Below are 15,377 nucleotides of genomic sequence, written 5' to 3'. Positions count from 1 at the left end.
TCAACGCCTGCGGCGTTAGTCCGGGCCCGGGCACCACTTATTCAGAGAACCCAGCCTATGGCTGGGTTTTTGCTTTTTTGCGACCTGACTCTCCATCGAACTGCGTTCGATTATTCGCCGCCTACACGCGTCATTTTAATTAATACCGAAGAATGCATGTTATAAATTAATATTATTCAAAAAACAGTAATGCCATTTCTTTTATCTATAGTATTTGGAGTTTAACAAACGAATAAAATCATTATTTATCGACGTTATTATTGATCGGCAATGGAATTTGACACAGATCACAACAAGCAGTTATCTCTTTTACAGCCTCTTATTACAGATTGCCTTTGGGATTTTTATTCTATAAATAATACCCTCGCTTTTTATTACAGGGGAAAGTAAATGACCAATCCATTTGAAAATGAAAATATTACTTTTTTAGTATTAGTTAACGCAGAGAATCAGCACTCTTTATGGCCGGAATTTATGGCGATTCCTGACGGCTGGGATGTTGTCTGCGGGCCTGCCAGCCGCAAAGAGTGTATCCAGTATATCGAGGAAAACTGGAAGGATATCAAACCAAAAAGTTTACAAAGTCTATAACTCTTTGTTGCCCACTCGTTATCCTGTTTCGCTTTAATATTGAGGTTTTATATGTCCGCACCAGAAGACATGGAATATTTCGCTCTAACGTCGGCTCAGATGGGCATGTGGTTAGCGAATGAAGTTGCACTGAATCAAGCAAATAATAATATTAGTGAGTATTTAATTATTGATGGTGCCATTAACCCATCACTCTTTAAAGACGCTATAAAAAGGATGTTTGCTGAAACTGATGCCATGCATGGTCGTTTTTTTCATGAAAATAACGACGTCAGGCAGACATTGACGCCTGTTAATGATTATGAAGCAGACTATTATGATTTCAGTATGATGGACGACCCGTGGGCAACCGCCATTGAATATATGACGGCGCAGACAAACAGGGCATACTCACTCTCTGAAAAGCACCTGTTTACCTTTTTCCTGATTAAGGTCGCCGAAAATAAGCATATCTATTATCAGTGCAGCCATCACATTCTTATCGACGGCTTTGGCGCCGCGCTGATCCTCAACCGCGCCATTGAAATCTACAACTGCTTAATCGCTGGTGACCCGGTCTCTCCCTCTCCTTTTGGCAGTTTTAAAACCTTGATGGCAGATGATATCGAGTATCGCCACTCAAACCGCTTCGCCCGTGACAGGCAATACTGGATGTCGCGCTTTAGCGACCTGCCCGAACCGGTCAGCCTCGCCGGTCGCGCCGCGCCCTGCGAACACCTTTTGCGCCAGCGCATTTCACTCGAAAAGCCGTTCCACGACGCCATTGTGCAAAGGGCGAGGGACTCCGGTTTTACGCTGCCGCAGCTGCTCACCGCTCTGAGCGCCATTTACCTTTACCGCATTACCGGCAATGAGGATTTAGTGATTGGCTTTCCGATGACGGCACGCGTTGGGCAAGCGCAGCGCAGCATTCCCGGCTTTATGTCCAATATTATGCCGTTGCGCTTAAACTTATCTCCGGCGCTTACGCTCAACGAAGTCATGGCGCAGGCGAGGAAGGAGATGATCTCCTCTCTGCGCCATCAGCAATACCGTCATGAAGATCTGCTTCGCGATCTTAACGTCACCCGCCCGCTGTTTAACACCGCCATCAACGTTGAACTCTTCGGCGAAAGCCTGGCGCTGACAGGGGCGGAAACGTTATCCGTTAATCTCTCCAACGGTCCGGTGGAAGATTTAAGCATCTTTTTCTTTGGCTATGGCGATGAGCGCCCAATAGTGCTTGGCTTCGACGCCAACAGCGCGCTCTATAGTGAGCAAGAGCTGCTTGCCCATTATGAAAGAATGACGGCGCTGTTCAGTGAACTGATAGCCAACCCTGAGATGGCTATCGGCACGCCCTCTTTAGTGACCGCCAGTGAGTATCAGCAAATTGCCCTGCTGAATGATAAAACCGCCTCGCCGACGCCGTCACTTACGCTGGCAGAGTGCTTTGAAAAACAGGTTCACCTTACACCCGATGCCCCGGCCATCTATTACCGCGAAAGCGTGCTGAGCTATGCGCAGTTAAATAGCCAGGTCAATCGAATGAGCCACTATTTATGCCAGCAGGGCGTTCGGTCGGGCGACATTGTCGGGCTGCTGCTACCGCGCACGGAGAATCTGGTGATCGCCATGCTGGCGATTATGAAAGCCGGTGCGATCTATATGCCATTAGATCCCGATCACCCCAGCGAACGCATAAAACATATTCTCGCTACCGCCGCGCCTGCCTGCCTGTTAACCACCTCCGAAACAGCGTCACTGGTTGCGCAATTCCCGCAACATCAAATTGATGATAACGACATTATTGCCGGGATGGCTTCGCAGCCGGAAACCGCCCCCGTAACAACGCCCGCACAGCGGCAGCAGGCGGCGTATGTGCTCTTCACCTCCGGCTCTACCGGCGCGCCAAAAGGGGTGCTGATCCCCCATTACGCATTGACCAATTTCATGGTGGCGATGCAGCAACATGTTCAGCTCTCGGCTGAGCATCGTTTTATGGCCGTTACCACGGTCGGGTTCGATATTGCCGCGCTGGAGCTTTTCCTGCCGCTGCTCAACGGCGCAGCGGTGGTGATTGCCTCACGCGAAGCGGCGCGCGATCCGCACCTGCTGGCAACCAGGATCGCCCGCTGGAACATTACCCATCTGCAGGGCACGCCAGCATTGTGGCAGGGTTTAGTCAGCTACCAGCCGCAGGCGCTGGCCGGACTGACCGCACTGGTCGGCGGTGACGCCCTGGCGACCAATCTGGCCGAACAGATGGTCGCGCTGGCGTCGAGAGTGATTCAGGTTTACGGGCCAACGGAAACCACTATCTGGTCAACAATCCGCGAGTTAACCGCCGACAGCGTTGCCGCGTCCAACATCGGTCTGCCGATCAACAATACCCAGGTTTATATCCTCGACAGCGCGCTGCAGCCGGTGCCGGTGGGTCAGGCCGGCGAGCTCTATATCGCCGGCGATGGCCTGGCGTTTGGCTACCTGAAACGCGCCGATCTTACCAGCGAGCGTTTTGTCGCTAATCCGTTTGGCCCGAAGGGCTCGCGCATCTACCGCACCGGGGATATCGCCTTTTGGGAGAGGGATATGCAGATAGGCTTCCTCGGGCGCGCGGACAACCAGGTGAAGATCCGCGGCTACCGCATTGAACTCGGCGATATCGAAAACGCGCTGCTCGCCTCGAAGGCAATCAAGCAGGCGCTGGTGCTCGCGCATGATGAGAAAGCCTCCGGGCAAAAGCGGCTGGTGGCCTATGTGGTTGCGCACGATGGTGCGGACTGTTCGCCAGAAACGCTGCGCGCCGACTTAGGCAAAAAGCTGCCGGATTATATGGTGCCGTCAGTGATGATGGTGCTGGAGCAGTTCCCCCTGACGGCAAATGGCAAAATTGACCGCCGCGCGCTGCCCGTACCAGCCTTCACCGCACCCGCCCGCGTGCTCCCCTCTACGCCGCAGCAGGAAAAACTCTGCCAGCTCTTTGCCGAGTGCCTGGAGTGCGCCCAGCCGGGGATCGATGACAACTTCTTTAGCCTCGGCGGCCACTCACTGCTGGCGCTGAAACTGCTGAGCCGCATCCGCGAAGAATTCAGATGCGAGATCTCGCTGAAGGCGATCTTCGACGCGCCCACCGTGGCAGAGCTGAGCGCGCTAATTGATGCCGGAAGCGGCACCCCCGTGCGCCCTGCGCTGGTGGCGCAAACGCGCCCCGCGCTGCTGCCGATGTCATTTGCCCAGCAGCGTCTGTGGCTACAGGAGCAGATCGCGCCGGGCAGCACTTACAATATGCCGCTCGCCGTCAGGCTGAAGGGCAAACTGGACGCCACAATACTGGCGCAAGCGCTGGCGGATGTTATCGCCCGCCATGAAAGCCTGCGTACGCGGTTGACGCAGCAGGATGATACCCCTTGCCAGCAGGTACTGACGCCAGAAGAGGCGGCATTCACCCTGCAACAACAGACCATTGCACCGCAACATCTCACCGCACAGCTGATGCAACATAGCGCGCACATTTTCGCCCTCGATCGCGAGTTGCCGATCAAAGGCTGGCTCTATCAACTGGCACCCGAGCAGCATGTTCTGCTGCTGGTGATCCACCACACCGCGGGCGACGGCGGCTCCCTCTTCCCGCTGTTGCAGGATCTGAGCCTCTGCTGGCAGGCGCGGCAGGCAGGTCACGCTCCCGAGCTTGCGCCGCTTGCCGTGCAGTATGCGGATTATGCCCTCTGGCAACGCGCGCTGCTCAGTGACGAGCAGGATGAGAACGCCCTCTTCTCCCGGCAAATGGCCTACTGGCGCAACCAGTTGCAGGGGCTGGCGGAGGAGATAACGCTGGCAGGCGATCGTCCGCGTCCGGCGCGCGCCAGCTATGCGGGCGATCGCGTCGCCTTTACGCTGCCGGATGGCGTTTTTACAAAGCTGACGGCGCTAAGTACACAAACGGGTGCCAGCCTCTTTATGCTGCTGCACGCAGCCCTGGTGGCGCTGCTGCACCGCATGGGCGCGGGCGACGATATTGCGATCGGTACGCCGATCTATGGTCGTACCGATATCGCGCAGCTCCCGATGATTGGCTATTTCGCCAACACCGCAGTGCTGCGCACCCGGGCGTCCGGTAACCCTGAGTTACGCACGCTGATTGAACTGGCGCGCAGCGCCGTGCTGGAAGCCAATGAGCACCAAGATGTTCCCTTCGAACGGCTTGTAGAAGCCCTGGCGCCGGACCGCTCTCTGGCGAAGCATCCGCTGTTTCAGGTGATGCTGGCAGTCGATACGCCGTGGCCGCAGGCCATCAACCTGCAAGGGCTGCAGCTTGAACAGCTTGAGCTGCCCACCACCAGCGCGAAATTTGATCTGCTGTTTAATTTCAATATTGATGAGCAGCAGGGGCGCGTAAGCGGGCATATCGAATACGCTACCGATCTCTATAACGCGCGCACAATTGAGGGCGTTGCCGAGCGCCTACTCCACGTTATTGAGACGCTGGTGAGCGCGCCGGCCACCCGTGTCGGCGAGCTGGCGCTATTAACGCCTGTCCAGCGCGAAACGCTGCTTGGCGGCTGGAATGCCACCCATGTCGCGCTACCTGAAGTGCGTTTAGCCGCGCTGTTTGAACAGCAGGTGCTGCGCACCCCTGACGCCATTGCCGTGAAGGAAGGCAGCAAAACGGTGACCTACCGCCAGCTAAACCAGGCGGCGAACCGTCTGGCGCACCGGCTGCTGGCGCTGAACGGCGGGCATACATTCTGCGCCGGGCTGTTGATGCAGCACTCCATTGATGAAGTGATTGCCACCCTTGCGGTAATCAAGGCGGGCGGTGCTTACCTGCCGCTGCGCCCGCGCGATCCCGTTGAGCGCCAGCAGATGATGCTGGATGACGCGGGTGCCACGCTGCTGATCGCCGATCCCGGCCTGCCGCTTCCGGACGCTGCGCATATCATTCACCTGGCTGACGAGGCGCAGCGGGCGGGAACCGAGACCAACCCGGCATTAACCGGCGCGCCAGAGAGCCTCGCTTACATCATGTACACCTCCGGCTCGACCGGCAAACCAAAAGGGATTGCCGTCAATCAGCAGAGCGTGGCGGCCCTGGCCCTCGATCGGCGCTGGTCGCGGGAGGATCATCAGCGTGTATTGCTGCACTCTCCGTCAGCTTTTGACGCCGCCACCTGGGAGCTGTGGGTGCCGCTGCTCTGCGGCGGTCAGCTGATCGTCGCCCCCGCCGGTGAGCTGGATATTGATGCGCTGGCGCAGATCGTCATGGCGGAGAACGTCACCGCGCTGTGGCTCACCGCCGGTCTGTTCCGTCTGATGGCCGAGGAGCATGCCAGCGCCCTGAAAGCGGTGCGGCTGCTGATTGCCGGGGGAGATGTGTTGCCGGTAGCGGCAATCAGAAAAGTGATGACGCAGTGCCCCGGGCTGAAGATGATGAATGGCTACGGCCCGACGGAAACGACCACGTTTGCCACCACGCACCTGATGCCGGGCATCCCGACGGAGATGACGGTGCCCATCGGTGCGCCGCTCGATAACATGCAGGTCTACGTACTGGATGGTTATCTTAATCCGGTGCCGGTCGGCGTGCCCGGCGAGTTGTATATCGCCGGTCTCGGCCTGGCGCGTGGCTACCATAAACAGCCGGTGCTCACGGCAACGCACTTTGTCGCCAACCCCTTCGCGCAGCCCGGCGAGCGCATGTACCGCTCCGGGGACTGGGTGCGCTGGCGTGAAGATGGCGTGCTCGAATACCTCAGCCGTGGCGATCAGCAGGTGAAAATTCGCGGCTTCCGTATTGAGCTGGCGGAAGTGGAAACCGCGCTGCAACAGCAGCCTGCCGTGGCGCAGGCGCTGGCCTGCATCGTCGAGCCTAACCCGGGTAATAAGCAAATTGTCGCCTACGTTCTCGCTCGCAAAGAGGCAGCCTTCGATGCGGCACAGCTGCGCGAGGCGCTAAGCGCGCAGTTACCAGACTTTATGGTGCCGGCGATGATTATCCCGCTGGAGAGCTTCCCCCTTAACGCCAACGGCAAAGTGGATATGCGCGCCCTGCCCGCGCCGCGCTTTACCGCCGAACAGCGTCGTGGCGCGCGCAATGAGCGAGAGAGCACGCTCTGCGCGCTCTTTGCAGAGGTGCTCGGCTTAGACGAGATCGGCATTGACGACAACTTCTTTGCCCTCGGCGGCCACTCGCTGCTGGCTTCCCGTCTGGTGAGCAAGGTGCGCCGCGAAATGCGTGTTGATCCTGCCATTCGCGATCTCTTTGAAGCGCCGACGGTGGCGCAGTTTGCTGAGCGTTTACACGCCGCCGCGCCTTCACGCTTGCTGCTACAGGCGCGTGAAAAGCCCGCCCGTCTGCCGCTTTCGGCCGCGCAGCGGCGGTTGTGGATGATCGATCGCATCGAGGGAAAAACCGCCACCTACAATATGCCCCTGACCCTTGAACTGGAAGGCGGGGTCAATGTGGCGGCGCTGGCGGCGGCACTGAACGATGTGAAGCTGCGCCACGAAACACTGCGCACCCGCTTTTTACTCCAGCCAGACGGCACCGTTTATCAGCATGTTACCGAGGGTGAAGAGGCGTGCTGTACTCTGGCGGTAAGCGACGTTTTGCCGGACGAACTGCAACGTGAAGTGCTGAACGCTGCGCAATATACCTTCGATTTAGCCGCAGAAGATCCCTGCCGCGCATGGCTGTTTAGCGTGAATGAAGAGCGCCATCTGCTGCTGTTCTTAATGCACCATATCGCCAGCGATGGCAGTTCGCTCTCACCACTACTTCAGGATCTGGCGGCGGCTTACAACGCCCGCGCGCAGGGTAATGCTCCGGCCTTTACGCCGCTGCCGGTAAGCTATGGTGATTATGTGCTGTGGCAGAACGACTGGCTGGGCGAGATCAACGCCGCGGAGAGCCTGGCGGGGCGCCAGCTCGCCTGGTGGCGCAACACGCTCGCCGATCTTCCCGACGAGCTGAAACTGCCCTTTGACCGCCCGCGCCCGGCACGGGCAAGTTACAGAGGCAAACAGTGCCGCTTTACCATTGATGAAATGTTGCACGCTCGCCTGCTTGAGGTCGCACAAGCGCACAACGCCAGCCTGTTTATGGTATTGCAGGCCGCACTGGTCGTGCTGCTGCACCGGATGGGCGCGGGCAACGACATTCCTGTTGGTACCGCCATTGCCGGACGCCGCGATGAGGCGCTTGAACCGCTGGTCGGCTTCTTTATTAATACGCTGGTGATGCGCGCCACGCTTGACGACAACCTCACCTTCAGCGCCCTGCTGGAGAGTGTCCGTGACTATGCACTGCAAGCCTACGAACACCAGGATCTCCCCTTTGATAACCTGGTCGAAGCGCTAAATCCTGAGCGTACACTGGCGCGGCACCCTCTCTTCCAGGTGATGCTGGTGCTGCAAAACATGGCCTACAGCGAAGCGCACTTTGACAATCTGCATACCCAGGTCGCCACACCGCTGCTGCCGGTAGCGAAGTTCGATCTGACCTTTAACATTGAGGAGACGCCCACCGCGCTCAACGGCATTCTCGAATACGCCACCGATCTGTTTGACGATGCCACAGCCGAAGCGCTGGCCGCGCGTTTTGTGCTGGTGCTGAATGCCGTCATGGCGCAGCCGCAACGACGCGTCGGCAGCGTTCCCCTGCTGCTGCCCGCGGAATGCCAGGCCGCAGTGCCGGTCTGCACCCCCTTTGACAAGTGGGCTAACGCCACGCTGCATGAGGTTTTTGAACAGCGCGTACGTGAAACACCGCAGGCGACGGCTCTGAGCCTTGGCGAGGAAACGCTAAGCTATGACGAGCTGAACCGGCGCGCCAACCAGCTGGCACGTTACCTGGTAAGCCGCGGCATCGGCACGGAAGATAGCGTTGCGCTGGCGCTGCCACGCACCCTGGAGACACTGGTGGCGCTACTCGCTACCGTCAAAGCGGGCGCAGCCTATCTGCCGCTGGATGTGCATAATCCGGCGGATCGCCTGGCCTACATTGTTGACGACGCCAGACCGGCGCTGATTATCACCCTCGCAGAGTATGCCGGTACCCTCAGCAGCACGCTGCCCGAACTGCTGCTCGATACGCCGCAGTGTCAGCAGCAGCTGGCGCAGCTGCGCGATGAAAACCTCAATGACGCCGAGCGCCTGCGTCCTGTCAGCCCGGAGAACCTGGCTTATATCATCTACACCTCCGGCTCCACCGGTAAACCGAAAGGGGTGATGATTCACCACAGCAATGTGCTGCGCCTCTTTGCGGCAACCGAGGGGTGGTTTAACTTTGCCCGCACCGATATCTGGACGCTGTTCCACTCCTGCTCGTTCGATTTCTCCGTCTGGGAGATCTGGGGCCCGCTGCTCTATGGCGGCGAACTGGTGGTGGTGCCGTTTATTGTCAGCCGCGATCCGCAGGCCTTTTTGAAACTGCTGAGTGAAAAACGGGTCACTATTCTCAACCAGACGCCTTCCGCCTTTTATCAGTTGATCGAAGCGGAAAACGCGGTTGCGCCAGCAAGCTATCCATTGGCGCTGCGCAAAGTCGTATTTGGCGGTGAAGCGCTCGATTTGAACCAACTCGAGCGCTGGTATCAGCGCCATGACGACGCCGCGCCGGAGCTGATCAACATGTACGGCATCACCGAGACCACCGTCCACGTAAGCTATCAGCCGCTGACGGCGGAGGGGGCGCGCAACGCCTCCGGTAGCCCGATTGGCGTGGCGATCCCCGATCTGCATATCCATCTGTTAGACGATGCGCTGCAACCTGTGCCGGTGGGCGTGGAGGGCGAGATGTATATCAGCGGCGCAGGCCTGGCGCGTGGCTACCTCAATCGCGTGGCGCTGAGCAGTGAACGCTTTGTTGCCGACCCCTATGGTGAACCCGGTGCGCGTATGTACCGCTCCGGTGATATGGCAATCCGCACCCGCAAAGGCGAGCTGAACTATTTAGGCCGCGCCGATCAGCAGGTAAAACTGCGCGGGTTCCGCATTGAGCTGGGCGAGATTGCCGCCGCGCTGGCGAGCTATCCGCACGTGACCCAGGCCGAGGTGATCCTGCAAAATGATCGCCCCGGCAACCCGCAACTGGTGGGCTATATCATTAGCGACAACGGTAGCCCTGTCGACATGGCAGCGCTGCGCCATCATGCGGCGGACAAATTGCCGGAATATATGGTGCCGGCCGCCATTGTGCAGATGGAGAAATTCCCGCTGACCATTAATGGCAAGCTGGATAAACGCGCCTTGCCGAAGCCGAACTTTATGCAGAGTGCGACCCGTCGCCAGCCGCGCAACGCACAGGAGGCGATGTTAGCGGACCTCTTCGCAGAGGTATTGCAACTTGAAGCGCCGGGCATTGATGACAACTTCTTTATGCTCGGCGGCCATTCGCTGTTAGCGATGCGCCTGATAAGCCGCATCAGCAGCGAGCTGGGCAAAAATGTACCCATCCGTACGCTGTTTGATTACCCCACCGTGGCACAGCTCGCCAGCCAGCTTGCACAAGCGGATATGGCCCCGAAAGTGGCGCTGACTCCGCAGCCGCGCAGCGAGTATCTGCCGCTCTCCTTTGCCCAGCAGCGCATGTGGCTGTTGAAGAACCTCGATGATAACCACGCGGCTTACAACATGCCGCTCGCCGTGCGCTTCAGCGGACCGCTCAATGAAGAGGCGCTGGGCCAGGCGCTGCGTGATGTCGTTGCGCGTCATGAAGTGTTGCGCACGCTCTACCCAATTCACCAGGAGCAGCCTTACCAGCATATCCTCGCCGCCGATTCCGTTGAGATGACGCTGGCGGTGAAGGCGGTGAGTGAGGAGGCGCTCGCCAGCGCGCTGGATGAGGCATCAACCTATGCTTTCGATCTGGCGCGGGAGATCCCGCTGCGCTGTACGCTGTTCCGTTTGCCGCAGACCCATGAACAGGTGTTGCTGATTGTCATTCACCATATTGCCTGCGACGGCGGCTCGCTGGCACCGCTGTTCCACGATATCTCCTGCGCTTACAACGCACGCTGTAAGCAGCAGGAGCCGACCTGGACGCCGCTGGCGGTGCAGTATGCCGACTATGCGCTCTGGCAGCGCAGCCTGCTCGGTGAAATCGAGGAGCACACGCCACTCTGCGCGCAGCAGATCGCCTTCTGGCGCAGCGCGCTGGCGGGCGCACCGGAGGAGATGCTGCTGCCTGTCGATCGTCCGCATCCGGCATCACCGGGCTATGTGGGGGATCGGGTCCATTTCCATATTGATGAGGCACTCTATCAGCGGATTAAAATCCTGACGCAACAGGAGGGGGTCACGCCCTTTATGCTGCTGCAGGCGACTGCCGCGATCCTCTTTAGCCGCATGGGCGCGGGCGATGATATTACCCTCGGTACCGCCGCGGCGGGACGTGCGGATGAAGCAATCAGCGATCTGGTGGGCTTCTTCGTCAATACGCTGGTGCTACGCGTCGATCTGGCGGCAAATCCCAGCTTCCGCACGACGCTTGCCAGCGTTCGCGACTCTATGCTCTCCGCCTATGTCAACCAGGATGTGCCGTTCGACTGGGTGGTAAAAGCGTTAAATCCGGGGCGCTCTTCCGCCAGACATCCCCTCTTCCAGGTGATGATGGTGCTGCAAAACAACGCGAATACACCGCCGCAACTGGTGGATATGCAGGCCAGCCACCAGCCGGTGGGTCTGGTGACGACCAAGTTTGATCTGCTGTTCAACTTTGATGAGATTAGCGGCGAAGAGGGGGAGGTGCGCGCGCTTGATGCGCAAATTGATTTCCCGGTGGAACTGTTTGATCGTTCGACTGTTATCGCGCTGGCGGGCTACTTTGTGCAGCTGTTGCAGGCGGCGGTCGATGCGCCGGATCTGCCGGTGAAAAACCTGCCGTTACTGAGTGGCGAACAGCGCAATGCGCTTATTCATGCCGGCAACGACACCTTTGTGCATCTGCCGCCAGCCACGCTAGCGCAGGAGTTTGCCGGCCAGGTGGCGAAAACGCCGCATCACATCGCCATCAGCTGCGGCGACGAGCAGCTTACTTATCAGGAGCTGGATGCGCGCGCCAATGCCTTAGCGCATCGCCTGCAACAGCGTGGAGTGACAGCGGATCGGGGCGTGGCATTACTCCTGGAGCGCTCCCTCTCACTGGTGATTGGCGTGCTCGCCGTGGTGAAAGCGGGCGGCTTCTATGTGCCGCTGCGCACCAGCGATCCGTTTGAGCGTTGGCAGCATATTACCCATACGCTGGATGTGCACATTGCGGTCGTCGATGAACGGCACAGCGCGACGCCTCTGCCGGAAGGGATTGAGGTGCTGACGGTCAACAGTGCGCATACGCAGGAAGAGGCACCGACCATCACGACGCCGCTCAAGCCTGACCATATCGCTTATGTGATGTTTACCTCCGGCTCCACCGGGCAACCGAAAGGCATTGCCGTCACCCAGGATAACGTCGTTGCCCTGGCGCGCGATCGCCGCTGGAAAGGGGAGGATCATCAGCGCATTCTGCTGCACTCGCCGTATGCTTTTGACGCTTCAACCATTGAGATCTGGGCGGCACTGCTGAACGGTCATCATGGGGTGATCGTGCCGGGAGACGCGATGGATCTGCCGGCTATCACCTCAACGATTACCGATCGCAAAGTGACCGCGGTGTTTTTAACCTCCGGGCTGTTCCGCCTGATTGCCGAAGAGGCCTGGCAGTGTCTGGCGGGGGTCAGCAAACTCTATACCGGCGGGGAGAAGATCTCCGCAAGCGCGGTACAGTCAATGCGCGAGCAGTTGCCGGACCTCGAACTGGTGAACATGTATGGCCCGACAGAGGCGACCACCTACGCGACGGTTTATCGGATTACGCAGGCAGATGCACCCTATCTGGATGTGCCGATCGGCTATGCGAAAGATAACGCCCGCGTCTATGTGCTGGATGAGTATTTGCAACCGCTGCCGGAGGGGGTGGCTGGCGAACTTTACATCGCCGGACGCGGGCTGGCGCGTGGCTATATGAACCATCCGGGGCTTAGCGCATCACACTTCGTCGCCGATCCTTACGGGCCTGCGGGGAGCCGTATGTACCGCACTGGCGATAGGGTCAAACGCCGCCGCGATGGCGCAATCAACTTTGTCAGCCGCGGCGATCAGCAGGTGAAAATTCGCGGCTTCAGGATCGAGCCCGCTGAAATCGAGATCGTGCTGAAGCAGCATGACGCCGTGCAGCAGGTGGCGGTCATTCCGTTTGAAGATGCGGCGGGTCATAAACAGCTGGTCGCGTATGTGGTGGCAAAGGGTCCGCAACAGGGCTTATCCGCGGCGTTGCAGCAATTTGCCCGTGAACGCCTACCGGACTTTATGGTGCCTGCGGCGGTGGTACTGCTGGAGGCGCTGCCGCTCAATGGCAACGATAAGCTGGAGATCAAAGCGTTGCCGAAGCCGGATTTCAGCACCGGGGCCAGGCGTCAACCACAAAGCGAGCGGGAGATATGGCTGGCGAAAAAATTCAGTACGTTGCTCAAAGTTGAGAATGTCAGCATCGACAGCAGCTTCTTCGCCATGGGCGGCCACTCCCTGCTGGCGGCGCGGTTGATTACGCAGATCGACCGCGAGCTGCAGGTGAAGCTGACCATCCGCGATCTGTTTGAAGCGCCGACGGTGGCGATGCTGGCGCAGCGGCTGGGGAGCAACCGGCGCAGCAGCATGCTGGATGTGATACTGCCACTCCAGCCACTGGGCGACAAACCCGCGCTGTTCTGTCTGCCTCCCGGCGGCGGCCTGAGCTGGTCATACTCGGGGCTTATCGGCTATCTCGGCGAGCAGCAACCGATCTATGGTCTGCAGTCAAGCAGGATCAGCACCGGCGTGCCAACAGGCTCCGTCGCGGAGCTGGCGAAAAGCTATCTGGCGGAGATCTATAACGTCCAGCCAGCAGGCCCTTACGCCCTTCTCGGCTGGTCCTTTGGCTGCCATCTGGCTCATGAAGTCGCTACGCTGCTACAACAAGCAGGTCATGAGGTCAGCATGCTGGTGCTGGTGGATGGCTATCCGCTCGGGGAGCGTTATCTCGAGACGGTGCTCAGCGACGAAGAGGGCTTAGAGGTGCTGTTTGAAGCGCTGGTCGGTGGCGTTCCGCAAGACAAAACGCAGTTCTCGGTTGAGGGGCTGCGCAGTGGGTTGCAGGCGATTGAACATCCTCTCGCTGACGTGGAGCCAGTGATTTTCGAACGCATTTTCGCCGAGCTTCGCGATGCGCCTGCGCTGCTGGCAACTCTCACACCGGGGCGCTATCACGGTGATATGCTTTTCTTCAAAGCGACGCAGCGTGATGCGGATGGGGAGGATTTCGATCCCCAGCTCTGGGCAAACTATGTGGATGGCAATATCATCGTCCACACTGTGCCGGGTACCCATAACGGTATGTTCAGCCCGGAGGCGTTGAAAACCATCGGCCCGGTTATTCAGCGCTGGCTTGAGAGCCGCTGAGCGCATTGCCCGTTATGGTAATAAAACCGCCGTCATGGCGGTTTTATTACCTATTGATAAGTAGCGAAATGTTGACTCCATATACCCATCACGCACTGCCGCCTTTTATCACTCATCTTGAGATGGGGACAATGGCGGCCATACCGGGGCTCGCCTACTGCCAGCTCTCTTTTGATCGCTACGCCTGGCAGGATGAGCTGTTTGCCCGCTACGCGATCCCATTTCCCCCGCGCCTGCATGCTGCGGGCGTAAAGCGTCGGGCAGAGTACCTGGCCGCGCGTTACGGCGCAAAGCGGCTGCTTGCGCACCACGGCTGCGACGCCAGTGTTGGCATGGCTGCGGATCGCGCGCCCCTCTGGCCTGCCGGCTGGTGCGGCAGTCTTTCCCATACCCATGACCGGGCGATAGCCATCATCGCGCCAGGCGATGGGGGCCTGACGCCGGGTGTGGATATTGAAATGTTGGCTCCGGAAACCATGCGCGAAACCGCCGACATGTTCACCTCGGCGCAGGAGCAGGCGCTGCTCGCGGCCTGCCCTCTGCCCTATGAGAGTGCGCTACTGATCGCCTTCTCCGCGAAAGAGAGCCTGTTCAAGGCGCTCTACCCCGAAGTAAGGCGCTTTTTTGACTTCGATGCCGCCCGGGTTTGCCAGATTGATACGACAGCGCAGCGCATCACGCTTGAACTGACACAAACCCTGACGGCGCGCAGAGCGCAGGGGAGTCAGCTAACGGGTTACTACTTCCTCGCAGAGGATCACCTCATCACGCTTATTGCCTGAGGTATCGCCCGCCATACAGAGTGACAGCCTCTCTTCGTTTATGCAGGAGAGGCTGACTATCCCCGCTTAGCGACCTCCGCATTACCCCTTTTATTACTTATATTTTTTCACCGCCATTAATTCACTCAAATTAAACACCAGGCCTCAAAACAACACTCAAAAAAAATACTTAAATATTTTCTCAGCCATAAATAAAAATAATAATTTACTTAAGCGCTATATATGCACGCAAGTTATTAACAAAACCAAAGAAAACCCATTTTTATTGCTTTAACAGAGATTGTTATATATAAAAATGAGGTTCCCTTTACGCACAGGATAAAGCAATGAGCAATCCCTTCGAAAATGAGAGTCTTATATTCACCGTATTAGTTAATCAAGAAAACCAACACGCTTTATGGCCTGAATTTATTCAGATCCCGGATGGCTGGGAGCCCACCTTTGGCCCGGCAGCCCGGGCTGAATGCCTGCAATACATTGAGCAAAACTGGACGGACATTAAACCCAGAAGCCTGCAAAACAGGTAGTTGTACAAATTTTTTTGTCGTTTTC

Annotated in this window: 4 protein-coding genes; all 4 read left to right on the top strand. The window is 58.2% G+C overall.

What is annotated here, in order from left to right:
• The first annotated feature begins 390 nt into the window (after window positions 1–390).
• The 4 genes from PU683_RS07110 (at window position 391) to PU683_RS07095 (ending at window position 15,352) form a co-directional block, all read left to right on the top strand.
• Complete coding sequence (locus PU683_RS07110; protein WP_277170823.1) at window positions 391–591, top strand: MbtH family protein; 201 nt, start codon at window positions 391–393, stop codon at window positions 589–591.
• 51 nt (window positions 592–642) lie between these two features.
• On the top strand, window positions 643–14,043 hold the full coding sequence (locus PU683_RS07105; protein WP_346771060.1) for a non-ribosomal peptide synthetase: 13,401 nt from the start codon (window positions 643–645) through the stop codon (window positions 14,041–14,043).
• A 68-nt stretch (window positions 14,044–14,111) separates the two neighbouring features.
• A complete protein-coding gene (locus PU683_RS07100) occupies window positions 14,112–14,825 on the top strand; it encodes a 4'-phosphopantetheinyl transferase family protein (protein ID WP_277170822.1) in 714 nt (237 codons plus the stop codon).
• Window positions 14,826–15,151: 326 nt separating this feature from the next.
• Window positions 15,152–15,352, top strand: coding sequence for an MbtH family protein (locus PU683_RS07095; RefSeq protein WP_277170821.1), 201 nt, complete (start codon window positions 15,152–15,154; stop codon window positions 15,350–15,352).
• The last annotated feature ends 25 nt before the right edge of the window (window positions 15,353–15,377 follow it).

Origin of the sequence: Candidatus Kosakonia sp. 282A-S69 (assembly GCF_029433855.1) — a bacterium.
Taxonomy (GTDB): domain Bacteria; phylum Pseudomonadota; class Gammaproteobacteria; order Enterobacterales; family Enterobacteriaceae; genus Kosakonia; species Kosakonia cowanii_A.
The sequence above is the reverse complement of the archived record's forward strand: the minus strand, read 5'-3'. Positions and strand labels throughout refer to the sequence as shown.